This is a genomic window from Burkholderia sp. BCC1988 (genome assembly GCF_905339895.1).
Classification (GTDB): Bacteria; Pseudomonadota; Gammaproteobacteria; order Burkholderiales; family Burkholderiaceae; genus Burkholderia.
Genome location: NZ_CAJPHA010000011.1, coordinates 168248 through 193630 on the forward strand (window position 1 = coordinate 168248; position 25383 = coordinate 193630).

The 25383-nt window shown below is 67.2% G+C and carries 21 protein-coding genes; 7 read left to right on the forward strand and 14 right to left on the reverse strand.

Annotated features, from left to right (window positions below; genetic code table 11):
- Positions 1 to 8: 8 nt before the first annotated feature.
- A complete protein-coding gene (locus U4012_RS17890) occupies positions 9 to 1409 on the reverse strand; it encodes an LLM class flavin-dependent oxidoreductase (RefSeq protein WP_321800419.1) in 1401 nt (466 codons plus the stop codon).
- Positions 1406 to 2671, reverse strand: a complete 1266-nt coding sequence (locus U4012_RS17895; RefSeq protein WP_321800421.1) for an acyl-CoA dehydrogenase family protein — start codon at positions 2669 to 2671, stop codon at positions 1406 to 1408. The genes U4012_RS17890 and U4012_RS17895 overlap by 4 nt, the downstream gene beginning before the upstream one ends.
- Positions 2672 to 2964: 293 nt before the next feature.
- Between U4012_RS17895 and U4012_RS17900 the strand changes: the two genes are divergently transcribed.
- Positions 2965 to 4203, forward strand: a complete 1239-nt coding sequence (locus U4012_RS17900) for an SfnB family sulfur acquisition oxidoreductase (protein WP_321800423.1) — start codon at positions 2965 to 2967, stop codon at positions 4201 to 4203.
- Positions 4204 to 4333: 130 nt separating this feature from the next.
- Here U4012_RS17900 and U4012_RS17905 read toward each other — a convergent pair whose 3' ends face one another.
- Both U4012_RS17905 and U4012_RS17910 read right to left on the reverse strand, forming a co-directional pair.
- Complete coding sequence (locus U4012_RS17905; RefSeq protein WP_321800425.1) at positions 4334 to 5272, reverse strand: alpha/beta hydrolase; 939 nt, start codon at positions 5270 to 5272, stop codon at positions 4334 to 4336.
- Between the two features lie 61 nt (positions 5273 to 5333).
- Entirely contained in the window at positions 5334 to 6437 is a 1104-nt protein-coding gene (locus tag U4012_RS17910) for an OpgC domain-containing protein (RefSeq protein ID WP_044843341.1), read from the reverse strand.
- Positions 6438 to 6818: 381 nt separating this feature from the next.
- Here U4012_RS17910 and U4012_RS17915 point away from each other — a divergent pair, with 381 nt between their 5' ends.
- Complete coding sequence (locus tag U4012_RS17915; protein ID WP_321800428.1) at positions 6819 to 7973, forward strand: porin; 1155 nt, start codon at positions 6819 to 6821, stop codon at positions 7971 to 7973.
- Positions 7974 to 8025: 52 nt separating this feature from the next.
- Here U4012_RS17915 and U4012_RS17920 read toward each other — a convergent pair whose 3' ends face one another.
- Positions 8026 to 8937 (reverse strand): LysR family transcriptional regulator, encoded by a 912-nt coding sequence (locus tag U4012_RS17920; RefSeq protein ID WP_321800430.1) that lies wholly within the window; start codon positions 8935 to 8937, stop codon positions 8026 to 8028.
- Between the two features lie 140 nt (positions 8938 to 9077).
- Between U4012_RS17920 and U4012_RS17925 the strand changes: the two genes are divergently transcribed.
- Positions 9078 to 10094 (forward strand): aldo/keto reductase, encoded by a 1017-nt coding sequence (locus tag U4012_RS17925; protein ID WP_321800432.1) that lies wholly within the window; start codon positions 9078 to 9080, stop codon positions 10092 to 10094.
- A gap of 191 nt (positions 10095 to 10285) precedes the next feature.
- Positions 10286 to 11026 (forward strand): sulfite exporter TauE/SafE family protein, encoded by a 741-nt coding sequence (locus U4012_RS17930; protein ID WP_321800434.1) that lies wholly within the window; start codon positions 10286 to 10288, stop codon positions 11024 to 11026.
- A gap of 102 nt (positions 11027 to 11128) precedes the next feature.
- On the opposite strand, the gene U4012_RS17935 is transcribed toward U4012_RS17930, so the two are convergent.
- The 3 genes from U4012_RS17935 to U4012_RS17945 all read right to left on the reverse strand — a co-directional run bounded on the left by U4012_RS17935 (position 11129) and on the right by U4012_RS17945 (position 15128).
- A complete protein-coding gene (locus U4012_RS17935) occupies positions 11129 to 13291 on the reverse strand; it encodes a hypothetical protein (protein ID WP_321800436.1) in 2163 nt (720 codons plus the stop codon).
- 497 nt (positions 13292 to 13788) lie between these two features.
- Positions 13789 to 14175, reverse strand: a complete 387-nt coding sequence (locus U4012_RS17940; RefSeq protein WP_044843235.1) for an ester cyclase — start codon at positions 14173 to 14175, stop codon at positions 13789 to 13791.
- Between the two features lie 56 nt (positions 14176 to 14231).
- A complete protein-coding gene (locus tag U4012_RS17945) occupies positions 14232 to 15128 on the reverse strand; it encodes a LysR family transcriptional regulator (RefSeq protein WP_257769921.1) in 897 nt (298 codons plus the stop codon).
- Positions 15129 to 15664: 536 nt separating this feature from the next.
- On the opposite strand from U4012_RS17945, the gene U4012_RS17950 reads away from it, so the two are divergent.
- From U4012_RS17950 to U4012_RS17960, 3 genes are all read left to right on the forward strand, one after another.
- Positions 15665 to 16492, forward strand: coding sequence for a peptidoglycan DD-metalloendopeptidase family protein (locus U4012_RS17950; protein ID WP_321800440.1), 828 nt, complete (start codon positions 15665 to 15667; stop codon positions 16490 to 16492).
- A 189-nt stretch (positions 16493 to 16681) separates the two neighbouring features.
- Positions 16682 to 17572 carry a class A beta-lactamase gene (bla, locus tag U4012_RS17955; protein ID WP_321800442.1) on the forward strand — a complete coding sequence of 297 codons (891 nt, stop codon included), beginning with the start codon at positions 16682 to 16684 and terminating at the stop codon, positions 17570 to 17572.
- A gap of 295 nt (positions 17573 to 17867) precedes the next feature.
- Positions 17868 to 18740, forward strand: coding sequence for a LysR substrate-binding domain-containing protein (locus U4012_RS17960; RefSeq protein ID WP_257769935.1), 873 nt, complete (start codon positions 17868 to 17870; stop codon positions 18738 to 18740).
- Positions 18741 to 18771: 31 nt separating this feature from the next.
- Here U4012_RS17960 and U4012_RS17965 read toward each other — a convergent pair whose 3' ends face one another.
- From U4012_RS17965 to U4012_RS17990, 6 genes are all read right to left on the reverse strand, one after another.
- Positions 18772 to 19107 (reverse strand): type 1 fimbrial protein, encoded by a 336-nt coding sequence (locus U4012_RS17965; RefSeq protein ID WP_321800445.1) that lies wholly within the window; start codon positions 19105 to 19107, stop codon positions 18772 to 18774.
- 363 nt (positions 19108 to 19470) lie between these two features.
- Positions 19471 to 19725, reverse strand: coding sequence for a GlsB/YeaQ/YmgE family stress response membrane protein (locus tag U4012_RS17970; RefSeq protein ID WP_321800527.1), 255 nt, complete (start codon positions 19723 to 19725; stop codon positions 19471 to 19473).
- A gap of 145 nt (positions 19726 to 19870) precedes the next feature.
- Positions 19871 to 20878, reverse strand: coding sequence for a fimbrial protein (locus tag U4012_RS17975; protein WP_321800447.1), 1008 nt, complete (start codon positions 20876 to 20878; stop codon positions 19871 to 19873).
- Between the two features lie 9 nt (positions 20879 to 20887).
- Positions 20888 to 23485, reverse strand: a complete 2598-nt coding sequence (locus U4012_RS17980; RefSeq protein ID WP_321800449.1) for a fimbria/pilus outer membrane usher protein — start codon at positions 23483 to 23485, stop codon at positions 20888 to 20890.
- 196 nt (positions 23486 to 23681) lie between these two features.
- Entirely contained in the window at positions 23682 to 24422 is a 741-nt protein-coding gene (locus U4012_RS17985) for a molecular chaperone (RefSeq protein ID WP_321800451.1), read from the reverse strand.
- Positions 24423 to 24533: 111 nt separating this feature from the next.
- A complete protein-coding gene (locus U4012_RS17990) occupies positions 24534 to 25007 on the reverse strand; it encodes a fimbrial protein (RefSeq protein ID WP_415750385.1) in 474 nt (157 codons plus the stop codon).
- Positions 25008 to 25383 lie beyond the last annotated feature (376 nt).

The window sequence follows — 25383 nt, forward strand, 5'->3', positions numbered from 1 at the left end:
GCTGGCCGTCACGCGTAGTCGGCCACCTGTTGCGCGTCGCGCTTGACCTGTTCGATGTCGCGAAACCGCGCGGCCGGATGGGCGTCCGGCAGCCGCGCCGACGCACCGAACAGCTTCTCGCGCAGCGTGCCCGGCGCATATTCGGTCGGATAGACGCCGCGCCGCTGCAACTCCGGCACGAGGTAGCGCACGATGTCCTCGAAGGTTTCGTGCGCAACGGCATACGCGAGATTGAAGCCGTCGACGTCGGTCGCAGCGACCCATTCCTGCAGGATGTCCGCGACGGTCTGCGCGGAGCCGACGAACACGGGCCCCATCCCGCCGATGCCGCCCCACGCGGCCAGTTCCTCGATCGTCCACGCGGTATCGCCGCCGGCCAGATGCTCGACGGCCGACACGATCGCGTTCGTCTCGACGCGCCGGACGGGATCGGTCGGCGCGTACTGGCCGAAATCGATGCCGGTCCAGCCGGACATGAACACGAGCGAGCCGTCGTACGACACATAACGACGGTACTCGTCGAACTTGGCCCGCGCCTTCTCGTCGGTCTCGTCGACGATCACCGTGACGAGGTTGTAGATCAGCACGTCGTGCGGGTCGCGGCCCGCGGCGGCGGCCTGCGCGCGCACGTCGGCGACATAGCGCGCGAGTTGCGGGCGGGTCGGCGCGGCGACGAACACGCATTCGGCGTGCTGCGCGGCGAACGCCTTGCCGGGGCCGGACGCGCCGGCCTGGAACAGCACCGGCGTGCGCTGCGGCGACGGTTCGCACAGGTGATAGCCGGGCACGTCGAAGAAGCGCCCCTTGTGGCCGATCTCGTGCACCTTCTCCGGATGCGTGAACACGCGGCCGTCGCGATCGCGCACGACCGCGCCGTCTTCCCAGCTGCCTTCGAACAGCTTGTACAGCACCTCGACGTATTCGGCCGCGACCGCATAGCGGTCGTCATGGGTGCGCAGTCCGTTGTCGCCGACGTTTTTCGCGCCGCTTTCCAGGTACGACGTGACGATATTCCACGCGAGTCGGCCCTTCGTGTGATGGTCGGCGGTCGACAGCCGGCGTGCGAACGTGTACGGATGCTCGAACGTCGTCGACGCGGTGATGCCGATACCGAGATGCTCGGTCGCCATCGCGATCGGCGCGGCGAGCTGCAGCGGATCGTTGACGGGAATCTGCGCGGCCTGGTGCAGCGCGTGGTAGTTGCTGCCCTGGTAGACGTCGTAATAGCCGATCACGTCCGCGATGAAGATCGCGTCGAAGATCCCGCGTTCGAGCACGCGGGCGAGATCGGTCCAGTAGTCGAGATCCTTGTACTGCCACGAACGATCGCGCGGATGCGCCCACAGGCCGGGCGACTGATGGCCGACGCAATTCATCTCGAACGCGTTGAAGCGGATGGTCTTGCTCATCGCGCGGCTCCCGTTTCCGTGCCGGCTTGCGCACCCGCACCGTTGCCGACGCGCCAGACGAACGGCGGCGTGCGTCCGTTGATGACCCAGTCGCCGACGATCCGCGCCTTGTAGACGAGCGGATTGTGCGACGACACCGTGCGCGCGTTGCGCCAGTGACGGTCGAGCGCGGTCGTGCTGCGCGTCGCGGATGCGCCGAGCGCGTCGAACAGGCGCGTCGCCGCGCGCAGCACGAGTTCCGACACGACGAGCTGGCTCTGCGCGGATTCGATTTCGGCGGCGACGTTGGCGGCATGTTCGGCTTCGTCGTCGCCGCCGAAGCGTGCGACGTACGCCTGCTGCAGCGGTTGCGCAGCGCGCAGCGTGAGCGCATCGGCCGCATAGGCCCACGACGCGATTTCGCCGATCACCTGCTGGAGCTGCGCATCGTCGCCGGCGCGCGCGGCGTTGCCGTGGCTGTACACGCGCGTGCGGCCGCGCACGAGCTCGCCCGCGTCGCGCACGATCGCATGGCCGATGCCGGCCAGCGTGGCGACGTGGAACAGCTGGTAGAACGCGGTCTGGTATTTGAAGCGGCGTGCGAAATCGATCACGTGGTCGGCGTCGACCGCCGCATTCTCGAAGCGCGTCGTGCCGCTGCCGGTCGTTTTCTGGCCGAAGCCGTCCCAGTCGTCTTCGAGTATCACGCCGGGCTGCCCGGTGGCGATCGCGACGATCACGTCGCTGCCATCCTCTTCGCGCTGCGCGAACACGTCGATCCAGTCCGCGAACAGGCTGCCGGTGCTGTAGAACTTCCGGCCGTTCAACACGAGCCGGCCGTTCTGCTCCGATACCTTGGTGATCGTCTGGCCGAGCGGAACGTCGCCGGCTTCCGACCACGCATTGCCGACGAGCTGGCCGCTCGCGAAACGATCGAACCACGTCGTGCGCTGCGGCCCGGGCGGCGCGTTCAGCCAGTCCTCGACGAACGCGAAGTGGCCGCGCAACGCTTGCGGCAGATTGGAGTCGGCGGCGGCGAGTTCGGTCAGCAGCCGGAACAGCTGCGGCAGCGACGCGCCGGCGCCGCCGTCACGCACCGGCAGCCGTATCGCGCCGAAGCTGGCGGCCTTGAGCCAGCCGATCGCTTCGTACGGCAGTTCGCGGCGGCGTTCGCGCTCGGCGGTGCCGGCGGCAATCCGGTCGAAGATCGGCCGGAACCGGCTCGCGAGTGCGTCGTAGTCGGTGCCGGTGGACAATTCGGTATCTGCGTGCGACGAAGTCATGCGGGGTTCCTCGTAGGGCGGGGCCGTTTGCACCGGGAGCCCAGTATAGGAAGCACGACGCGCACGTTCCAATAACGGATTCGCAGATCGTTATCGTCGCTGCGCATTACGCGAACGGCGCCGTGAAACGTCGACGCCAGGGCATCGATTGCGACGCCGAAGCGCGGAGGCGGATGCGGTGCCGTGCGATGTCGTTTGTTATCCGAAGGAATATCGTTACGAGAATCGCTCGGTTTGCCGGCCTGCGGCGCGCTGCTAGATTGAGTGCTTTCGTGATTCGACAGGAGAGCCCGATGTCAGATACGAGCGCGACGATTCAGGACCGGCCGGCCGACGCAAGACCGCAGGTGGCCCGCGTGATCGCCGACGACGCGCAGGCGATCGCGGTTGCGCAGGCACTCGCGCAGCGGCTGGCCGAAGGGGCCGCCGAGCGGGACCGCGAGCGCCGGCTGCCGCGCGACGAGATCGAATGGTTCTCGCAGTCGGGGCTGTGGGCGATCACGGTGCCGAAGGCCTACGGCGGCGCGGGCGTCTCGAACGTGACGCTCACCGAGGTGATCAAGATCGTCGCGGCGGCCGATGCGTCGCTCGGGCAGTTGCCGCAGAACCACTTCGGGCTGGTCGACGTGATCGCGCTGGCCGGCACCGACGCGCAGAAGCGCCATTTCTTCGCGGAGATCCTGAGCGGCAAGCGCTTCGGCAACGGCTTCTCGGAGAAGGGCACGAAGCACGTGCTCGACCTGAAGACGCGCGTGCGGCGCGACGGCGACGACTATGTCGTCGACGGCACGAAGTTCTATTCGACCGGCGCACTGTTCGCGCATTACGTGCCGGTGCTCGGCCTCGACGATGCGCAGCAGGCATGGCTCGCCTACATTCCGCAGCCGACGCCGGGGCTGACCGTGATCGACGACTGGTCGGGCTTCGGGCAGCGCACGACCGCGAGCGGCACGGTGGTGCTGGACGGCGTGCGCGTGCCGGCTTCGCATGTGTTGCACGCGCAGCGTGTGTCGGACGAGCCGACGCTCAACGGCCCGCTGTCGCAGATCATCCAGGCGGCGATCGATGCCGGCATCGCGAAGGCCGCGATCGCCGATACGGAGGCGTTCGTGCGCACGCGCACGCGGCCGTGGGTCGACAGCGGCGTCGAACGGGCGGCCGACGATCCGTTGATCGTCCGCGAGATCGGCCGTCTGCATATCCAGCTGCATGCGGCGGAAGCGCTGCTCGAACGCGCGGCGCGCACGCTCGACGAGATCGGCGCGCGCGGCACGGTGACCGACGACGATGTCGCGCGTGCATCGGTCGCGGTCGGCGAGGCGAAGGTGCTGACGACCGAGATCGCGCTGCTCGCGGGCGAGAAGCTGTTCGAGCTGGCGGGAACGCAGTCGACGCTCGCCGAACACAATCTCGACCGGCACTGGCGCAATGCGCGCACGCACACGCTGCACGATCCGGTGCGGTGGAAGTATCACCTCGTCGGCAACTACTACCTGAACGGCGTGCGGCCGGCGCGTCACGCGTGGAATTGAATCGGGCGCGAGGCAGCGCGACAGCGCGGCGCGCGCCTTGCGCCGGCGACGCCGGCGCAGAGTAGGAAGCGGCGTCAGGTGATCGTCGTGCGGTTGCCTGACGCGTCGGCCGGCTCCATTACGTCACGCATTACTTCACGCATTCCAGCGCGTACTTCAACGCCGACCCGAGCACCCCGCGCCACACGTCCCACGTGTGCCCGCCATCGACGATGCGCAGTTCGGCCGGGTTCTGCGCGCGGCGCAGTTGCGTGTACAGCACGCTCGATTCGGCCTGGATCGTCAGGTCGTCGTCGCCGGCCGCGATGAACATCGGCACGCGCCAGTTGCGCGCGAAATAGCCGCGCATCAGGGCCGGGTAGTTCAGCTCGTGCCACACGCGCGGGTCGAACTGCCGGTCGCCGAACACGCCGACATAGCGCGCGGCGGAATTGAGCGGCGGCTCGTTCGCGTAGATCGCGGGGCTCAACAGCATCGCGCCGCAGAACAGGCCCGGTTCGAGCAGCGAGAAACGCAGCGCGCCGAAGCCGCCCATCGACACGCCGCCGATCGCGCGGCCCGCGCGCTGGTTCGACACCGCGAAGTGCGCTTCGACTTCCGGCAGCAGGTCGTTCAGGAACGCGCTCTGCATCTTCTCCTTGCGGTCGACGTACCAGTCGGTGCCGCCTTGCGGCATCACGATCACGACGGGCGGGATCTCGCGGCGTTCGATCAGCGTGTCGGCCGTGGCCTGCAGCCGGCCCTGCGTGATCCAGTCGTTTGCATTGCCGGCATTGCCGTGCAGCAGGTACAGCACCGGGTAGCGCGCGCCTTCCGGGTTGTAGCCGGGCGGCAGGTAGACCGTGTACGACCAGTCGCGCTTGAGCGACGCCGACCGGAACGCGCGCAGCACGATGCTGCTGCCCGGATTGACCGGCGGTTCCTGGGCGGCTGGCGCGACCGTTGCGGGCGGGACGATCGCGGGCGCGGACGTCGCCGGCGCAGCCGCGGGCCCGCCCGGCGTGGCGTGGGCGGTGGCGATGGAGCCGGCGATCAGGGCGATGGCGAACGGAAGGGCGAGTCGGCGCATGGCGAAGCGTTTCAGGAGAGGCGCCCGCTATCGTAGCAGCGGCGCGTGACGGCGCGGCACGTCATCGCCGCGTACGGAACGGGAACGACAGCCGCGACACCAGCGGCGCATAGAGCTTCGCGACGAGATACAGCAGGCCCATCGCGACGACGTCGGCAGCCAGGCCGAGCGGCACGTCGAGATAGCCTTCGGTCGCCTGGTAGAGCAGCGAGTCGACCGCGAGCGAGATGCCGGTGCCGGCGACGAAGCACAGCAGCCCCTGGCGGCCGATCGTGCCGATCCATGGCATCGCGTGCGCGACCTTCTTCATCCACCCGAGGTGCACGAGCTTGGCCGCGAGCCACGCGATCGCGAGGAAGTTCGCGAGCCGCAGCGCGCCGAGGTTCTGCTTGATCGACGGATCGGTCGGGAACGGCTCGACGCGCAGCCGGTAGTACGCGCCGGCCGCGACGATCGCGAGCGATACGGCCGTCAGCAGCCAGCCCTGCGGTTTCGGCGCGAGCGTCTGGTAGACGGGCTGGCAGCGCGCGATCACGCCGAGCACGAACAGGAACTGCCACGCGAACGGGTTGAAGTCCCACGGCGCGCCTTCGACGGTCGGCAAGAAGCGCGCGACGTGCGGCGCCGCGTACCAGAGCGAGCCGCTGAACGCGAGCATCAGCCACGGCTGGGTGCGCGCGAGCGGCAGTGCGAGCGGGACGAGCAGCGCGAAGAACGCATACATCGGCAGCACCGACGCGAGATACGGCTGGCGGCGGAACAGCAGGATGTCGCGCAGCGCGGCGAGCGGCTTGTGGAGCAGGCCGTCGAGATCGTTGGTCGGCATGTTCGGGCCGTCGATCGAGAACGCGTTCAGCACGGCGGTGATCAGCAGCATCAGGCCGGCCGTCACGAGGAATGCGCGGTAGATCTCGAACGCACGGCGGATGAAACGCTGGCGCGCGGCGGCCTCGTCGTGGCGCTCGGCGAGCGAGTTGTACGCGATGGCGGTCGCGAAACCGCCGAGGAACACGAACACCTCGGCCGCATCGCACAGCGCGTACGCATGCAGCGTCACGCGCGACAGGATGCTGCCGCCGATGTGGTCGACGACGATCACCAGCAGCACGAGGCCGCGGAAGAAATCGAGTTCGGCGTAGCGGCCGGCCCGGGCGGCGGCGGTCATCGGGCCGCCTCCCGGCGCGCGCCGCGTGCGCGGCCGGCACCTGCCGCGCATGAATCGGGGTGAAGCATGAATTCGTGAAGAAATGACGAACGGATGCGCATTGTGCCACCGATACGGTGCCGTCCGGGTTTACGCGGATAGCGGGCCGGCCGGCCGCTGCCGATAAGCGTGCTCATGGCATCGGAAGAACAGGGCAGTTGGACGAGCGCAACGCTTTGCTGGCCGCGCCCACGCCCCGATGGACGGGCGGTTTGCGACGTGACACCATTTTGTCCTCGCGGCCGCACACCGCGCAGTCCGCCCTGCGGGCCACCTCTATAAATCAGACCAAACAATCGCCGGGCGAATGGCCTGCCCGGCACCCGGCTCCGGAGATCCGTCATGAAGAAGCACGTCATTTTTGCCGCCGCGCTGGCTGCTTTCGCCGCGCCGGCCTTCGCGCAGGACAGCGTGACGCTGTACGGCCTGATCGACGAGGGCTTCAACTACACGAACAACGTGAGCGTGAACGGGGTCGGAAAAACGAATTACCAGCTCGCGAGCGGCTATGCGCAGGGCAGCCGCTGGGGCCTGAAGGGTAGCGAGGACCTCGGCGGCGGGCTGAAGGCGATCTTCACGCTGGAAAACGGCTTCGACGTGAACAACGGCCGGTTCAACCAGGGCGGCCGGATGTTCGGCCGCCAGGCGTTCGTCGGGCTGAGCGCGTCGCGCTTCGGCACGCTGACCTTCGGCCGCCAGTACGATGCGCTCGTCGACTATCTCGCGCCGCTCACCGCGAACGGCAACTGGGGCGGCACGCTGTTCTCGCACCCGTTCGACAACGACAACACGGACAACTCGTTCCGCGTCAACAACACGGTCAAGTACGCGAGCCCCGACTGGAACGGGCTGTCGTTCGGCGGCACCTACAGCTTCAGCAACAGCACGGGCTTCTCGACCAACCGCCAGTACAGCATCGGCGCGCAGTATTCGCTGGCCGGGCTGCAGGTCGCGGCCGCGTATCTGCAGGCGAACAGCCCGGGCGTCGGCAATGCGGGCGCGATCGCGGCCGACGACGCGAACTTCGTCGCCGACCGCCTGCGGATTTTCGGCGGCGGCATCAACTATACGTTCGGTCCGGCGACGGTCGGCTTCGTCTATACGAAGACCGACGTGAAGAACCCGGTGTCGACCGTCTACCTGCCGGCGTCGACGTTCGACGGCCTCGGGCTCACGGCGACCAGGTTCCAGAACTTCGAGATCAACGGCAAGTACCAGCTCACGCCCGATTTCTATCTCGGCGCGCAGTACGTGTATACCGACGGCAAGTTCGACGCCGCGGCCGGCTCGTTCAAGCCGAAATATCACACGGTCGGGCTGATGGCCGACTACAGCCTGTCCAAGCGCACCGACGTCTACCTGCAGGGCGCATGGCAGAAGGTCGCCGGCGACAAGACGGGCACCGCGGCCGACGGCGGCTACGTGGTCGGGACGGACGGTCCGTCGTCGTCGGCGAACCAGTTCGCGGTGCGCGCCGCGATCCGCCACAAGTTCTGAGTGCCCTTGACCGGCCGGCGCCCGGGGTGGGTTGCCCCGGTGCCGGCCGTCGTCATTGTGCCCGGTGCGCGTCGTCGAGCGTGTGCGCGAGCCAGTCGACGAAGATCCGCACGCGCGGCGCCAGATGCCGGCTGTTCGGAAACACGACCGACACCGGCAGCGGCGCCGCATGCCATTCGGGCAGCACCTCGACCAGCGAGCCGTCTTCCAGCAGCGGCGCGAGCCCGTCGCGCGGCGCCTGGATCAGCCCGAGGCCCGCGAGGCAGCACGCGAGATACGCGTGCGAGCTGTTCACCGCAACCACGCTGCGCATCTTCACGGTCTGCAGCGCGCCGGAATCCATGTCCGCATATTCCCAGTCCAGCTCGCGGCCCGTGCGGCTCGAGAAATAGCCGACCGCGACGTGGTCGGGCAGATCGTCCGGCGAGCGCGGCGTGCCGTATCGCGCAAGATACGCGGGCGACGCGCAGTTGATCTGCGCCATCTCGCCGACGCGCCGCGCGACCAGCGACGTGTCGGACAGCACGCCGACCCGCACCGCGCAGTCGATCCCGTCGGCGACGAGATCGACGAAGCGGTCGGTCGTGCTCAGCACGACGCGCAGGTCGGGATAGCGTGCGTGGAAATCCGGCAGCGCCGGAATCACCTTGTCCAGTGCAAAGCGCTCGGGGAGGTCGACGCGGATCAGGCCGCGCGGCGACGCACCGGCTTCGTCGAACAGCGTCTCGGCGTCGTCCAGGTCGGCCAGCAGCCGCGTGCAGCGCTCGTAGTAGGTCGCGCCTTCCGCGGTCAGCGCGACGCGCCGCGTCGTCCGCTGCAACAGGCGCACCTTCAGGTGCTTCTCCAGGTACTGGACGGCATTGCTGACGGTCGGGCGCGGCAATTGCAACTGCTCGGCGGCTTTCGTGAAGCTGCCGAGGTGAGCGACGCGCGCAAAGATGCGCATTGCATGCAGATGGTCCATGCGGGGCGGAAACGTGGCGGATCGGGACAGGCTCCATTGTTAATCAGCGTCGAATGATTTGGTTGGGCGTTTCGCGTTTATCGCGCGCCGCGTTACGCCCAGAATCCGGTTCATTCACTCACCACCGCGAGGAAACGGACATGGACAAGCGTCAACTGGGCCGCACGGGCCCGCAGGTATCGGAGATCGGGCTCGGCTGCATGGGGATGTCGGATCTCTACGGGCCGGCGGATCGCGACGAAAGCATCGCGACGCTGCACGCGGCGCTCGACAACGGGATCACGCTGCTCGATACCGGCGACTTCTACGGGATGGGCGACAACGAGATGCTGATCCGAGACGCGCTGCGCGGCCGCACGCGCGACCAGGTGCTGATCAGCGTGAAGTTCGGCGCGCTGCGCGATCCGGCCGGCGCGTTCGTCGGCTACGACGCGCGGCCGCAGGCGATCCGTAATTTCGTCGCGTATTCGCTGAAGCGGCTCGGCACCGACCACATCGACATCTACCGGCCGGCGCGCGTCGATCCGGCGGTGCCGATCGAAGAGACGGTCGGAGCGATCGCCGATCTCGTGAAGGCCGGCTACGTGCGCCACATCGGCCTGTCGGAGGTCGGGGCCGACACGATCCGCCGCGCGGCGGCCGTCGCTCCGATCGCCGACCTGCAGATCGAATACTCGCTGCTGTCGCGCGGGATCGAGACGGACATCCTGCCGGTGTGCCGCGAACTCGGGATCGGCGTGACGGCCTACGGCGTGCTGTCGCGCGGGCTGCTCGGCGGCGGCTGGAGTGCGGCGCGGCAGGGCGAGCGCGATTTCCGCGCGGCCAGCCCGCGGTTCCAGGGCGAGAACCTCGCGCACAACCTCGCGCTGGTCGACGCGCTGCGCGCGATCGCCGACGAGAAGGGCAGCAACCCGGCGCAGATCGCGATCGCGTGGGCGCTGTCGCGCGGCGACGACATCGTGCCGCTGATCGGCGCACGCAAGCGCACGCAACTCCAGGACGCGCTTCAGGCATCAAAATTGCAACTAACGGTCGATGATCTCGCCCGCATCGAAACGGCGGTGCCCGCCGGGGCGGCTGCCGGCGAGCGTTATCCGGCCGCGCAGATGGCTCACCTCGACAGCGAGCAGGGACGGGGACCGGCGCACGGTGCCTGAACGGCGCGCATGGCGGGGCGACGGGGCGACGGGGCGACGGGGCAACGGGGCAACGGGGCGATGGGTGGCGGGGTAGCGGCGTGACAGGCCCCGCCGGGCGGGCCCGAGCCAGCCTCAGGCAAAGCCAGATGGCCGACGGCGTGACGGTGGTTCACCATCGGCGCCGTATTCAACCGGACCGAACCCCCGCCATGCAAACGCATACGCTGACGATCATCGTGCTGGTCTTTCTGCTCGCCGGCGCGGTCAAGGGCATGATCGGCCTCGGCCTGCCGACGATCGCGATGGGGCTGCTGACGCTCGCGATGCCGCCGTCGGCCGCCGCGAGCCTGCTGCTCGTGCCGTCGTTCATCACCAACGTGTGGCAGTTGTGGCTCGGCCCGTCGTTCCGGCCATTGCTGCGGCGTTTGTGGCCGCTGCTCGCCGGGCTGACGCTCGGCACGCTGACGGGCGGGCTGCCCGCACTCGCGGCCGGCAGCGCGTGGACCCGTGCGGCACTCGGCATCGTGCTGGTCGCATACGGCGGCTGGGGGCTCGCCGCCGCGCGGCTGCCCGCGCCGGGCCGTCACGAAAAGTGGCTGTCGGCCGCGGTCGGCTACCTGACGGGCGTCGTGACGGCCGCGACCGGCGTGTTCGTCGTGCCGGCCGTGCCGTACCTGCAGGCGCTGCGCCTGTCGAAGGACGACCTGATCCAGGCGCTCGGGTTGTCGTTTACCGCGTCGACGATCACGCTCGGCCTGCAGTTGCGCGTGACGGGCGCGCTGCAGACGGTCGATCTCGGCGTATCGGCGCTGGCGCTCGTGCCGGCGCTCGCGGGGATGATCGGCGGGCAGTACGCGCGGCGCGTGATGAGCGAGAAGGTGTTCAAGCGCTGCTTCTTCGTCGGGATGATCGCGCTCGGCGCCTATATGGCGGTTTCGGCGTGGCGGTGAGCGGGCATTGCCGACACGCGCGATGCGCGCCCGGCGTGAATGCCCCGAAGCCGGTTTCCAAAGCCGGCTTCGAGGACGCTCACGGAACGGCGGCCATGCCGCTCAGGCCGGGTCGGCGTATTTCAGCGTCCACCCGAACGTGCGGGTAGCGCCCGCACCGAGCGCGAACGGACTGGTCTTGCATGCGAAGTTCGAATGCAGCTGGCCGACCGGCGTCGTCGACAGCGGGTTCGTCGCGCCGTTGACCGTGTCGAAGGCGGACAGCGCGCAGTTGTCGAACCCGGACGCCGCATAGCCGGTCGCAGCGCTGTTCGCGTAAGTCACCGACACGCCGTCGCCGTTGGCCTGCGTCGACGCGAAATCCGCGAACGACGTGAAGTCCGTCTCGACCGCGAGGTTGCCCGTGAGCGTGCCCGAACTCAGCGTATCGCTGCGCGAGACGGTGCCGTGCGCGAACGTCAGCACCGTATGCACCTGCAGATCGAGATCCGTCGTGTATGCCGCGTTCTTCGATGCGAGACGGAACTTCGTCGTATCGAACGACACGATCACCTGGCCGTTGCTTTGCTGCACGTTCAGGTTCTTGTAGTACGTGACGGGAATGTACGTCTTTGCGTTGTACGTCACCTGCGGCACCAGCAGCGCATAGCCGAGATCGGTCGTGCCGTAGATCAGCTTGTCCGAGAACGGCACCGGGTAGTACGGCGTGTACGAGTTGTAGTCGGGCGCCTGGCTCAGGTTCAGGTTGATCACGCGCCGGCCGTCGCGCACGGTGAGCAGCGCGGCGCTGTACGGATGGGCGGCATCGGTCGGCTGGTTGTACCAGGTCAGCGTGTAGCGCGGCAGCGCGTCGAGCCATGCGCCGTAGTCCGCATCGGCCATCGGCGCCTTCCCGCCGAAGCCGAGCTTGTTCCACCACGCGTTCACGTACAGGTACTGGTGCAGCAGGCTGAAGTTCTCGCCCATCACGCGCGGCTTGCCGCGATACGCGTCGGTGCCGCGACCCTTGACCCACATGTTCACCGACGGCGTCGGCAGCGACGGGTCGTACCAGTACGTGTCGAAACGATGCGCGGCCTGGTAGATGAACGCATACGCGACCTGCTTCTCCTGGTCGGTCAGCACGCCGGCGTTGGCGGCGGCCGTCAGCACCTCCATGAATGCGGAATCACCGTACGGACCGATCGAGCGGCCGTAGTTGAAGCCCTGGCCGTTGGCGTTCAGCTGCGGCAGGATCAGGTCGACCGACTTGCGCAGATAGCCCTTCAGTTCGGGCGTGAGATTCGCCACGTTGTCCATCTCGAACGTGCGCTCGACCACTTCACCGATCAGCAGCGTGCTGTAGCGGTCGAAGCGCGCCTGGTCGTAGTAGGTCGTGTGCGTGTTCGACGCTTCGTCGGAGAACCCGCCCGACGAATCCTTGCGGATGTGGTTCGTCAGTGTGTACAGCAGCGCATCGCGCGCACCCATCGTCGCGACGGCCGGATCGGTCGCCGACGAGAACGACGGATTGCTCCAGCCGAGTTTCTGGCGCAGGCCGGCGATTCCGTAGGACACCGCATAATAATTCTGCGCGGTGTTGAGCGACGCGATGTCGATCGGCGTGCCGGCGGCCGGGCAGGTGCTGGTCTTGCCGCTCGCATCGGGGCCGAACATGTCGCAGAAGGTGAGCCGTTGCTGCAGCGTCGCGAGCATCGCGTCGCTGAAGACTTCGTTGAGCATGCCGTGCGCCTTCAGGTTGTTCAGCGCGACGAGGTAGTAGTACTCGCCCCGTGACGTGTTCGCATACGTGTAGTTGCTGCCCGACTGCGCCATCATCGCGGTCGTGATCGTCTGGTACGTCGCGAGGTAGCTCGCGTATTGCGGATCGCCCTTCGACTTCATGTCGATCAGGATGTACGACAGGCCGAGCGCGAGCTTGCCGGGCAGGAATTTGTCGCCGGTGTTCGTGTCGAGCACGTGAACCGGCGAACCGTCGCCGAGATCCATGACGACCTGCGTGAAGTCGGGCGACTTCCGGATCAGGTCGAACAGCGCGCGCATCTGCCCCATCATCGTGACCGGGATGGTCGTGCCGGCCGGCACGCTGGTGTCGGGTGCGCCGTAGACGAGCGCGTGCAGCGAGTTCGGTGCGAGCGCGGGTGTCGACGGCGGGGGCGACGTGGGCGGCGGGGCGGTCACGTCGTTGCCGCCGCATGCGCTGACGAACAGGACGGAAAAGGCGCTGAGCGCGGCGCCGAGCGCGAATCTGCTGCGCGTATGCATTGTGTCTCCAGGTTCGAATGGTAATGAAGGGCGGGCGGGTTCAACCGTTGCCGCGCTCGACGCCCGACCCGGCCTCCGTCTCGCAACCCTGATCCCTGTGGACGGACGGCTTGAATCACTACTCGAGCAGGCAAGCGTTCTCCCTGCGCGAGCCGTGGCCGCAGTCGCGCCAATATGGAAGGAAAACGTTTTCCAAATTTAGGCTTCGATTGATTCGATGTCAACGCGCTTTCGCGCCGGATGCGCCGGTGAAAACCCGAATGGCCAAAGCACGAGGTGCATGAAGAGGGGCATATTCACGTAGAAATTTCCGCGATTTCTGTTTTTTTTCGCTGCGGCGCGGCGTGAATATCTCGGCGGTGACAGCGGTGGCGGAAAGGTACACGGGCGGTGCGTTTTTCGGTGAGATTTGGTGGAAAACGTTACCCTTAAGAGTCAAATCGGATCAGGCCGGATATCGGCTCGTCGATCCCGTCTGGCGGCCGTCCCGCGCCGTGCTAAAGCTGCGCTTCGATCGCGGCCTTGTCGATCACCGACCACACCTGCCGGATCCTTCCGTCGTGAAATTCGTAGAACACGTTCTCGGCGAACGTGACGCGCGTGCCGTCGACGGCGAGCCCCATGAAGGTCCCTTTCGGCGCACAGGCGAAGCGCAGCCGGCATGCGATGCGCGGCGGTTCGCACACGAGCAGCCGGACCTCGAAATGGAGATCCGGAATGTCGCGGAAATCCTGCTCCAGCATCGCGCGATAGCCGGCCAGGCCGAGCGGCCGGTCGTTGTGGATCACGTTGTCGGCGACGTACCGGCCGAGCGCCGGCCAGTCCTGCCGGTTCAGGCAGTCGATGTAGGCGCGATAGTGCATCGCGAGTTCGGGTCCGGTCATGGCTGCGATGTCTCCTCGGTTATCGCCGCGCTGTTGCGGAGCGGAGCGCGCGACGTTCAGCGTGGCGGCATGTCGCCCGACAGATACGACACGAACGCCTGCGTGTATTTCGGCAGCGCATCGAACGAGCGCGCGCAGAGCGTCAGCTTGCGGTGGCTCCACGCATCGGACAGCTCGACGAGCCGCACGTCCATCGTCTGCATCGCGCGTTCGGCCGCATGGCGCGACACGATGCCGATCCCCACGCCGCTTGCGATCACGCGGCAGATCGCATCGAAACTCTTCAGCTGCACACGGTAGCGGATCCGCTTGCCGAGTGCACGCGCCTGGTCCGCCAGATGGACCTGCAGCGCGCTGCCGTCGGTCAGCCCGATGAAGTCCGCGTCGGCGATCTCGTCGAACGCGACCTTGTCGCGCGCGGCGAGCGGATGACCGGCCGGCACGACCGCGATCAGCCAGTCCTCTCTGAACGGCTTCTGTTCGAGCCCGCCGAGCCCGACCGAATCGGCGACGATGCCGACCTCGGCCGTCCTGTTGCGGATCGCATGCACGATGTCCTGGCTCGAGCGCTCCTCGACGCTGATCGACAGTTTCGGGTGAAGCGGCAGATACGCGGCGAGCGCGTCGGGCAGGTATTCGCTCAGCGACGCCGTGTTGCACAGCAGCCGGATATGCCCGCGCAGCCCCTGGCCGTATTGCTGCAGCTCGCCGCGCATGTGGTCGATCTGCTGCAGCACCGTGCGCGCGTGGTGCTCGAGCGCGCGGCCGGCGTCGGTTACCTGCGCGCCCGACTTGGTCCGGTGCAGCAGCGGCACGCCGAGCTCGTCCTCCATCCCGCGGATGCGCTCGCTGGCGGCCTGCAGCGTGATGTGGGTGCGCTCGGCGCCGCCCGTGATCGTGCCGGCCTCGCAGATGTTCAGGAAGAGCCGCAGGTCGGTCAGGTCGAAGCGCATGATCGGTGGGGGCGCGTAAGGATGGGTATGGCCGATAAGTTAGCAGGAACCGCCGCACCGGTCTCAGGCTGGGCCTGAGGCCCGGTTCGCCGGTTCCGCATTTTCGGGGCGGGATCGATGCCGGATCATGGCCGCATATCAACCGGGGGAGACTGTCATGCGGGTCGATTCGTCGTGGGGCGTGTCGTTCAAGATCGCGCTGCACGTGCTGTTCCTGTGCATCGGCATCGCGTGGGCCTGCGCGGAGCTGGTCGACTGGCTGCGTTGAGCGGGCGGGCGGTGCGGGCCGCATTGGCTCGCCGGCGCGCTCACGCGCGCAATGAAAGCTTTTCGAAATAATCAGTGCATCGCGAAATTTCTTCCGAATCGCCCGTCCAATACCGTCAAGTTTTTCCGAATCCGACCGTATTCCCGGTAACAAGTGTTTGCCGGCACCCGGTTCGTGATCGTTTGTCATCATTGTTTGCATCCGGTTACACGTCGGCCGTTCCGTTTTTGAGATGCTTGAAAGATTGTCAAACCGGAGTCGATCGTCCATGAAACAGCGCGAGATTTGCCGCAAGTCGGCGTGGCTGTCCGGCCTGGCCGCGGTGCTCGTCATGGCCGGTTGCGCCAGTACGCCGTCCGTCCCGCCGAGCGATACGCTGGCGGGCTCGACGTCGGGCCAGCCCGCCGCCGCGCCGGCGGCGCCGCCGGCGCCCATTCTCGTCGCGCAGAAGTACGTGGTGAAACGCGGCGACACGCTGTCGGGCATCGCGTCCGCCAACGACTGCAGCGTCGCCGACCTGCGGACCTGGAACAAGCTCAACGGGCGCGGCGCGCTGCGCATGGGGCAGGTGCTGCGCATCGTCCGGCAGCAGTCGCTGCAGGCGCCGGCCAGCGCGCAAGCGGCCGCACCGGCCGCCGCGAGCAATGCGGCGGGCGCCGCGCAGGCGAGCGCATCGACGGCGAGCGACCGGCAGGTCGTGAAGGAAACCCGGCGCCATGCGGGCGCGGTGGCGCTCAAATGGCCCGCGCAGGGCAAGATCGTCGATGCGTTCAAGCCGGGGCAGAACCGCGGCATCCAGATCGCCGGCCGGCCGGGCGACCCGGTTCGCGCGGCCGCCGACGGCCGCGTGATGTACGCGGGCACCGGCCTGAACGATTACGGCACCTTGATCATCGTCCAGCACAACGCCGATTTCCTCACGGCCTATGCGCACAACCGCAAGCTGCTCGTGAAGACCGGCGACATCGTGCGCCAGGGCGACGAGATCGCCGAAATGGGCGACCTCGACAACGCGCGTGTCGCGCTGCTGTTCGAAGTGCGGCGTGACGGCAAGCCCGTCAATCCGATGCCGTACCTGCCTTCGTCGCAAGGCTGACGCGAGCGGCGCGCGCTGCTACGCTAGGGTCTGTTCATGTGAGTCCCGCCGCATGCGGGGCCGACGGACGTCTTCGGGGATGCGCGGCGAATGCCGTCGCGAGCCGGCCGTCGGCGTGAACACGCGCGCATCGCCGATGCGCGCGTGCGTTGCTCCATGCCACCGTTTCCGACCGAACAGCCTTCATCCATGGAACACTCTCCGACACGCCGCTCGCTGTTGCTCGCCGCCGTCGCCGCGCCGTTCGTCGCCGCCTGCTCGTCGGCACCCGTCGCCGACCAGGGGCGCGCCCACGTCGCCCAAGCCGAGCTCGCCGCGCTCGAAAAAGCGTCGAACGGCCGGCTCGGCGTTGCCGCACTCGATACGTCGAACGGCACGCGCATCGCGCATCACGCGCGCGAGCGCTTCCCGCTGTGCGGCACCTATGCGGTCGTCGCCGCCGCCGCGATACTCGCGCGCGGTTCGCTCGACGCATCGCTGCTGGCGCGCCGCATCCTGTACCGCCGCTACGAGGTCGTGGCCGGGTCGCCGGTGACGGAAAGCCACGTGGATACGGGGATGACGATCGCGCAGCTCTGCACCGCGCTGCTGCAGTCGGGCGACAAGGGCGCGGGGAACCTGTTGATGGGCGTGCTCGGCGGTCCGCAGGCCGTCACGTCGTTCGCGCATGAAAGCGGCGACACCGCGTTCCGGCTCGACCGCTGGGAACCCGAACTGAACCAGGCCGCGCCCGGCGACGAGCGCGATACGTCGACGCCGGTCGCGATGGTCGACATGCTGCAGCGGCTGCTGCTCGGCGACACGCTGCGCGAGCCGCAGCGTGCGCAGCTCACCGAATGGATGACCGGCGGCGCGACCGGGATCGCGGCCGGCGTGCCGCCCGGCTGGCGCAGTGCCGGCAAAACCGGCACCGGCGGCTACGGCACGACGACCGACGTCGCGGTGCTGTGGCCGCCGTCGCGCGCGCCGATCGTGCTGGCCGTGTCGTTCACGCAGCCGCGTGCCGGCGCGGCGGCACGCGCGGACGTCGTCGCATCGGCGGCGCGCATCGCGGCGGGCGCGCTCGTTCCCACGGCCTAAGCGCGGCGGCACGCGCGGACGTCGTCGCGTCGGCGGCGCGCATCGCGACGGGTGCGCTTGTTCCCACCGCCTGAGCGCGGCGGCACGCGCGGACGTTGTCGTGTCGGCGGCGCGCATCGTGGCGGGTGCGCTAGTTCCTACGACCTGAGCGCCCGGCGCACCTCGCGTAAAGCCCGCGTTTGGCTTATCGTGTCGATCAGCGCGCGCCGATGTCGACGCGCGGTCCTGCCGCGCCGTCGTTCGGCGCGGTCGATCCGCGATCCGCGGTCCGTTTACCCGCCTTACCCGCTTCGTCATGCGCCGACTTCCGCCCCTGCACGCGCTGCAGATCTTTTCGACCGTGGCTCGCCACCGCAGCTTCACGCGCGCGGCCGAGCAGCTGTGCCTCACGCAGGGCGCGGTGAGCCGGCAGATCCTGACACTCGAGGCGCACTACGGCTTTCCGTTGTTCAAGCGGCACGCGAAGGGCCTCACGCTGACGGCGGAGGGCGAGCAATTGCTGCCGGTCGTCAACGAGAGCTTCGCGCGGATCGAGGACATCTCGATGAAGCTCACGCGGCAGCGCACCGATCTCGCGCTGAAGGTGCCGACCTGCGTGATGCGCTGGATGCTGCCGCGCATCATGCGCTTCCAGGGCGAGCATCCCGATCTCCACGTGCAGATCACGACCGCGTGGCAGCACGTCGTCGATTTCTCGACCGAGCCGTTCGATGCGGCGGTCGTTTATGGCACGTCGCCGGGCGCGGGCGTGTTCGCGCTGCCGCTGTTCGACGAGCGGCTGACGCCGGTGTGCGCACCCGAGCTGCGGCACGCGACGCCGCTCGATGCGGTCGGCGATCTCGCGCGCCATACGCTGCTGCATCCGACGCGCGACCATCGCGACTGGCGCGCGTGGCTCGATTACGCGGGCGAGCGTGCCGTCGACGCGGAGCGCGGCCCGACCTTCGACACGCTCGATCTCGCGACGAACGCGGCGATGCAGGGCTTCGGCGTCGCGATCGGCGACGTGACGCTCGTCGACGACGACGTCAGCGCGCGCCGGCTCGAACGGCCGTTCGACATCGTGCTCGAGACCGGCGCCCGCTATTTCTTCGTCTATCCCGAGAGCATCGGCAGCCAGCAGAAGATTCGCGCGTTCAGCGACTGGATCGCCAGCCATCGCGACTGACGCGCCACGCGACGCCGGCGGCGCATGTTGCTTACTGATAGGTGACGACGGCGATCATCGGCGCATGCGCGTTGCCCGGACGGTCCGGTAAAACGATTGCGCGCGACGCCTGCGTAAAGGTCGTGGTCTTGATCGTGCGCAGGCTGGCCGCGTCGACGAACGCGACTTGTCCGGTCACCGGGCGCGGGCAGTCGGCGCGCACGTGCGCATGTGCGGTGTCGGCGGTGTCGAGCGCGAACGAGCACGGCGGCTCGACGATCATACCGGTGAAGTGGATGATGCCGGACGTGCCGGCGGCAAATGACGAGGACGAGGCCAGAAGCGCGGCAGCCAGGGCAAACGAGGCGGCAAACAGGCGATGCTTCATGACAGGCTCCAGAGAGGAAGCGCGTCGCAGCGGGGCCGCTCGAATGGCAGTCCGTCAACGCTGCGGTGCTGTATGCGTAAACGGCAAATCCATCGGACCTCTTGAATGAAAAGACGGAAATAACGGCAATAAGCAAATGACGCCGTATTCCTTCAATCAATTTATCTCAAATTTGTGCGGCCGCAAGTCAGGGTATTGCCGGTGGCGTACGCTGGCGGAAGGGGCGTCAATGGATGCGGCGTTTGCCGGTAAATCGTTGAGGATTCAACGATTCACGGGTGGCGCGAATTGAGGTATGCAAAAAGAAAACGGCCGCTCGTGCGAACGAGCGGCCGTTGTGCATCGACGCGGGCGATGCGGCGGTCAGCCCGCGCGCTTGCGCACCGCGCCGACGATCACGAGCAGCACGATCGCGCCGATGATCGACGCGATCCAGCCCGCGCCCTGGCCCGGCGCATACCAGCCGGCAGCGCGGCCGACGTAGCCCGCGACGAGCGAGCCGACGATGCCGAGCACGACGGTCATCAGGATGCCCATCTTGTCGTCGCCGGGCTTGAGCGCACGTGCGAGGAGGCCGACGATGAGCCCGACCACCAGGGTTTCGATGAATTGCAGCATGAACGCCTCCCTATAGCTGTTGAGCTGTTGACGAAAGGACATGGACAGGTACGGCGCGCCGAGGTTCCCGGTGGCGGCGAACCGGTGCGCGGCGCGCCGAGTATCGCACGGCGCCGTGTCGCGGGGATGTCGCGGCGCGTGCCGTTCATTGATAGTCGAGCAGGACCTGTGCTCCGGCATGAACGTAGCCGCCGCCGATCTTCGCGTCCGTTTGCAGGTAGGACGCCCGAAGCGGAATCGACGGCGATCCGCCGGTGGCCGGGTTGTAGTTCGTCACCGTGTGCGATTTACGCAGCGTCAGCGGCTGGCCGGTCGTGGCATCGGCGATCTGGATGCCGACGCCGGTGGCCGTGGCGTCCGGGCGCAGCTGCATCCCGCCGGGCGTGCCGGTGACGACGTCGTCCAGCGGGGCCAGTTGGTATCCGATCCGGTTGTAGCCGGCCGGGCAGTTGTTCAGGTGAACCCGGAAATCGGTCGCGCCGGCAGTCGAACCGATGCCGCTGAACACATGATGCTGCACCGGCGGCAAGGCGACGGTCTGATCGGAAATCGAGCACGTTCCGTTGATGAAGCTGACCTTCGCGTCGAGGAAGACCGTTGCCGTTTTACCGAGGATGCCGGACTTGTAATTGATGAGGAAGTACCCGTTGAAGGAGCCTGAATTGAGCGACCCGTCCCGCGGCTGACGGCTGTCGCGAAACAACTGCACTTCGCCTGTATTGCGCAATGTTTCTCTCGTCGACGAGACTGCCACCTTGCCGTCGATCAGCAGCCGCGTCGACAGGCCTGACACGTTGGTTTCGAGGTCGGGACCGTCGGTGCCTCCCCAAATGCTACCCTTTGAGTACATCAGGATGTTGGTGATCTGGCAGGTGCTGGCACCGCAAACGTCCTGCGGCGTGAAGTAATGACGCGCGACGATCGTTCCGGGCGTCGCGTTCGACGGGCTCGAAACCGTTGCCTGTCCGAAGGCATAGATGGACTCTGCTGCCGCGTCGGTCGCAAAGGCAGCGCACACGAGCAGCAAGGTCGACGTAGCCGCGATCACGCCGGCCGCGCGTCGGGCGATGCCACCGCGTGCGTCGGGTGCGTGTGCCATGCGCGTCAGGCTCGTGACTCGTGGCGATTCGGACGATGCGTAAAGATATTTCATCTGGATTCCTTATTGAATGGCGGCAGTCGTCGAATCGGCCTGACAGATGCTCGTGACGATCTGGATGCCTGGCGATCGTCCGCGACGCTCCGCGACGGGAAGCTCGTAGGCGATGCGGCAGACCGAACGGCCGTCGTCGCCCCATTGAACCGTCAGCGAGCCGCGGTCGTTGAGTCCGCGCGCGAAGATCTTGCTCGCCTGGGCGACGACGCCGACTTCCTTGCCGGTCTCGTCGTGCACGACCGCGCCGAACGGCAGCGGCGTGCCGTTGGCCTGCGGCGCTCGGACGAGCGCGGCGCGGCCGGTGTCGGTTGTGAACCGGATGAGCGGCACTGCACCAGCGCGCGGCGCGATCTGCCGGCTGGTTTCCTTCAGTTCGACGTCCATCGAAATGCCCTTCGGATCGAGCGCGACCGTATTGAGGCTGTACGGCGTCAGGTAGGGCACGACCGCGTAGCCGTTGCCGTCGACCTTGACTCCCGCGGCATTGGTGATGCGCGCGCCAGCCGCACCCGGCGCCTCGACGATCGCGAATGTCTCGGACAACGGCTGCGAGAGCGTGATGCCGCCGCGGTGCGCGACCAGCGCGCCGCGCACGCCGAGCGAACCCTGCTGGAAGTCCGTGCTCGCGCCCGCGCTGGCATTGATTTCGGCCATGCGCGTGCGGTACGTGACGTTGGCGCTGCCGTCCGTGACCGAGTCCGGTCCGGACGCGTGGTTCGCGCTGACGCTGTACGACAGCGCGTGATCGTCGCCGAGCGATCCTGACAGCGTCGACTGCAGCCGCGTACGGCCGAGCGTGTCGCGCGATACGTTGCCGGTGACGGTCATCGGGCGCTCGCGGCCGAACGGGATCGTGACGCTCGCGTAATAGAGCGTGCTCATGTCGCCGCCGGCATTGCGCTGCCGCGTGGCCGTCAGGCTATAGGACACGTTACGGAACTGGTTCGTATAGCCGACCGAATAGTTGACGTCCGAGCCGGAGCGGTTCCAGTAGTTCACGGCCGATGCCGTGGCGTTGATGCGCCCGCCGGTCGCGCCGAGGCGCTGCGTGAGCGCCAGCGACGCGCGATGGCGCTGACGCCAGACCGAACTGGCCGTGTGGCCGTCCCGTACGGCGTCGCGTGCCTGCGTCGCATCGTTGAGGCTGAAATAGCCGTCCGTCGAATAACGATACGCGGCAAGGGCGATGTCGGTGCCGGTCGCCTCGACGGACTTCGCATAGCTGATGCGCATGCTCGACCCGCTGTAGCGCTTCGCACCGGGGATCGAGGTCATGGCATGCGTCACGTCCGTGCCGAACGCGCCGAACGATGTATTGAGGGCGCCGCCCAGCATCGCGGATGCATAACCGGCGGCAAGCGTGGCGCCCCCGTAGGCCGTCAGCAGGTTGGTCAGGCCGCGCTGGTACGTGGCCTGCGCGAACAGCGGCTGGCTCGATCCGTAGGGATTGCGCAGCGTGCCCGCGACGAAGCTGTAGCGGCCGATGCCCGGCCGCAGCGACATCGGCACGGCGGCGTAGGGCACGGAGAACGTATGCACGGAACCGTCGGCCTCGGAGACCGACACCTGCAGGTCGCCGCCATACCCGGTCGGGTACAGGTCGTCGATTTCGAAATTGCCGGGCGCGACGGTCGTCTCGTAGATCGTCACGTCGTTCTGGCGGATCGTCACCTTCGCATTGCTGTTCGCGATGCCGCGCACCACGGGCGCATAGCCGCGCAGCGAGTCGGGCAGCATCCGGTCGTCGGTCGACAGGCGCACGCCGCGGAACTGCATCGAATCGAACAGTTCCCCCGACGTGTAGCTTTCGCCGATGACGAGTTGCGACGACAGCGACGGGAGGTCACGCTGGAGATAGGTCGCGAGATTCTGGTACCGGCTCTGGCCGCGCGACGACCATGAATAGGAGCCTTCATGGCGAAAGCGCCAGCTGCCGAGGTTCACGCCGCCGTTCAGGCCGAGGTAGCCTTGCGTCTGGGTGGTATGGCCGCCGGCCTTCGACGAGTAGAGGTTGAAGTTGTAGCCGAGCAGGCCGACGGTTTCGCCCGACGTCCATTGATCGGGGTTTACGTAGCCACGCGCCTTGCGCGCGAGCGATGCCTGGGGGATCGAGAGCCGGAGTACCTGGCGCGTGAAGTCGAACGCCGCGCTTGCCTCCGGCACGACTTGCTCGATCCGCAGGCATGCGCGGTCGCCCTCAAGCGCCGCGACGACGTCCGGCGCGAGCTTGCCGAAATCGATGCCGACGCGTTCGAGCAACGCGCGGTCGAAGCACGGCCGCGCGTCGCCCGAGTCCGGTGCGGCCGTGAAGCGCACGTCGTAGCGGCCGATCCAGTCGGAACCGACATGGATGTCAGCGGTATACACGCCGGGGGCCGTCACGTTGCGCTGAGCGAAGCGCGAGACGTCGAAATGCTTGCCCAGGCGATTCTGCAGGAATGCGCCGTCGAACTCGACTTGCGCGAGCGTGCTTTCGGCGGCGGATTGTGCCGTCGCGCGGCCATCGCTCGACCACGCGCCGACGCAAGCCACCACCAGCAGATGGATCGGCTTGATGCGGGGCATGTCGGCCACGTCGTGGCGCGGCAGTCGAGTCGAGGTCATGAGTAGTACTCCAGATAATGTCGAATCGAGCGGATGCGTTTTGCCGACGCAGTCGCGCGGGCGTGCGCATGCTGTTTGGCGAATGACGAGTCCGGGGATTCGAGGCCGTCTGGTCGGGACGGCAGAAAGGGCGGTGGCCCAAAGGAGATGAGGCGGTCGGCCGCGCCAGTGGTGCGCGCTGCCGGCTTCGGCCGCGTTACGGGGCGACGCCGACCGGACGCTTGATGTCGATCGACCGGCCCCAGTCGTTGATGCTGCCGAACTCGACCGTTGCGCCCGCAGCGGGCACGCCGGTGAGATCCTTGATCGGGAATCGCTGTGTGCTGCGAGGCAGCACGTAACCCATGCCGGCGTCATGCTTGCGGCCGGCGGCATTCAGCATGACGTTGCCGAAATTGACGACGAACGGCGTTGGATTGCTCGCCTCGAGCGCGTAACCGCCATCGGCGCGAACCACGCGCCAGTCGAGCAGCATCGGCGCATCGTCGGCGCTGCCGGCCAGCCCGTCGGGGCGATACATGATCTTGATGCGGGAGCGGAACGCGAGCTGGATGCGGTTGCGGTTGTCTTCCGCGGACGCCTTCGGCGGCACTTCGAGCACGTTCAGCCAGAGCAGCGATTCGCGGTCGGCGGGAAGCGGCTCGCCGGTGTGCACGAGACGCAGCGTCTGGCCGTTGCCGGATTCCATTCGGAAGATCGATGGCGTCAGCGTGAACGGCACGTCGATGTTCTCGGGCAATGCGCCGCTGTCGCCGTTGTCGAGCCACGCCTGCACCAGCGCCGGACGCTTGCTGTCGTTCGTGAGTTGGATCGTGACCTCGCGCTCGCTGGACGGGAAGATCACGCGCGTGCCGGCGATCACGACGCTTGCGTCGGCTTGCGACGCGAATGCGGTGACGGCCAGGGTCAGCGTACGGAAGAGCTTCAACAGTTTCATAGGCGTAGAGAGTCGGATCGTGGAAAGGAAGCGGACGGAAACCGCGGTTTCTGCGCCGCGCGGCGCGATGGGGCAGAGATCGCCGGGACGGCGACCTCCACGCGCTCATCCTTACTGGTAGATCAGCGAGTACTCGACGCGCGAGTTGACGTCGCCGGCCTTCACGTCGCCGGCCGCGTAGTACTCGGCAAAGTAGTCCAGCTTCGCGTTGCCGTCGGCGTCGATATTGGCGAGTTGCGTGTTGGCACTGGTTTGGGCGCCGATCGGGATCAGGTTCTGCTGATGATCCAGCACGTTGATCTGGACGCCTTGCGCGGCCTTTTCACCCGAATCGATCGTCAGACGGCCACTCGACTGATCGACGTTCGTGCCGTTCTCGAAGATCACGCCGACCTTCACCGGATTTTCGTCGCCGACCGTGCAACCCTTGAGCGCCAGCGAGAATGCGCTGCGACCGGCAACGGAGCCGACGTCGGTGAGCGCGGTGGTGCTGACCGGCGGCAGCGGGACGGTGAGGTCCGATCCGCCTTCGACGCTGCAGGTCGACGCGATGACCTTGCCGACGAAGCTGACGGTGCCATCCACCGCGTGGGCCGTGGACGAAAAGGCTGCGCCGGCTGCGACGAGTAGGAATGGGATTGCGCTGCGCTTGATGTTTTTCATATTTAAAAATTCCAATTAAAGTTCGACGTTTGAAAGCACGCGGTGAATTTAAATCTCTGAATGGCGCGTTTTCGCGTTGAATTATGCGGATATCGTAATGATTTTGTAATGCGATAAGTACGAATCGATTGGATTTTTGTCTAGTACAAGTACTAAGTTTTTGTTGCCGGATGCGGCATTCAGGCGGGAAGGGCGTGGGAGCAGGCGGGGTGGGCGCGGGCGGACGTGGTGGTCCCGCGAGTGAAATCGGTCAAGGTACCGATTTTGTTGTCGCGCCATTCGATATTCGCGCCATCCG

Bases quoted from the DNA above. Each gene is read 5' to 3' on its own strand.
- U4012_RS17890 (WP_321800419.1), bottom strand. From the start codon at position 1,409: ATGAGCAAGACCATCCGCTTCAACGCGTTCGAGATGAATTGCGTCGGC.
- U4012_RS17895 (WP_321800421.1), bottom strand. From the start codon at position 2,671: ATGACTTCGTCGCACGCAGATACCGAATTGTCCACCGGCACCGACTAC.
- U4012_RS17900 (WP_321800423.1), top strand. From the start codon at position 2,965: ATGTCAGATACGAGCGCGACGATTCAGGACCGGCCGGCCGACGCAAGA.
- U4012_RS17905 (WP_321800425.1), bottom strand. From the start codon at position 5,272: ATGCGCCGACTCGCCCTTCCGTTCGCCATCGCCCTGATCGCCGGCTCC.
- U4012_RS17910 (WP_044843341.1), bottom strand. From the start codon at position 6,437: ATGACCGCCGCCGCCCGGGCCGGCCGCTACGCCGAACTCGATTTCTTC.
- U4012_RS17915 (WP_321800428.1), top strand. From the start codon at position 6,819: ATGAAGAAGCACGTCATTTTTGCCGCCGCGCTGGCTGCTTTCGCCGCG.
- U4012_RS17920 (WP_321800430.1), bottom strand. From the start codon at position 8,937: ATGGACCATCTGCATGCAATGCGCATCTTTGCGCGCGTCGCTCACCTC.
- U4012_RS17925 (WP_321800432.1), top strand. From the start codon at position 9,078: ATGGACAAGCGTCAACTGGGCCGCACGGGCCCGCAGGTATCGGAGATC.
- U4012_RS17930 (WP_321800434.1), top strand. From the start codon at position 10,286: ATGCAAACGCATACGCTGACGATCATCGTGCTGGTCTTTCTGCTCGCC.
- U4012_RS17935 (WP_321800436.1), bottom strand. From the start codon at position 13,291: ATGCATACGCGCAGCAGATTCGCGCTCGGCGCCGCGCTCAGCGCCTTT.
- U4012_RS17940 (WP_044843235.1), bottom strand. From the start codon at position 14,175: ATGACCGGACCCGAACTCGCGATGCACTATCGCGCCTACATCGACTGC.
- U4012_RS17945 (WP_257769921.1), bottom strand. From the start codon at position 15,128: ATGCGCTTCGACCTGACCGACCTGCGGCTCTTCCTGAACATCTGCGAG.
- U4012_RS17950 (WP_321800440.1), top strand. From the start codon at position 15,665: ATGAAACAGCGCGAGATTTGCCGCAAGTCGGCGTGGCTGTCCGGCCTG.
- bla (WP_321800442.1), top strand. From the start codon at position 16,682: ATGGAACACTCTCCGACACGCCGCTCGCTGTTGCTCGCCGCCGTCGCC.
- U4012_RS17960 (WP_257769935.1), top strand. From the start codon at position 17,868: ATGCGCCGACTTCCGCCCCTGCACGCGCTGCAGATCTTTTCGACCGTG.
- U4012_RS17965 (WP_321800445.1), bottom strand. From the start codon at position 19,107: ATGAAGCATCGCCTGTTTGCCGCCTCGTTTGCCCTGGCTGCCGCGCTT.
- U4012_RS17970 (WP_321800527.1), bottom strand. From the start codon at position 19,725: ATGCTGCAATTCATCGAAACCCTGGTGGTCGGGCTCATCGTCGGCCTC.
- U4012_RS17975 (WP_321800447.1), bottom strand. From the start codon at position 20,878: ATGAAATATCTTTACGCATCGTCCGAATCGCCACGAGTCACGAGCCTG.
- U4012_RS17980 (WP_321800449.1), bottom strand. From the start codon at position 23,485: ATGACCTCGACTCGACTGCCGCGCCACGACGTGGCCGACATGCCCCGC.
- U4012_RS17985 (WP_321800451.1), bottom strand. From the start codon at position 24,422: ATGAAACTGTTGAAGCTCTTCCGTACGCTGACCCTGGCCGTCACCGCA.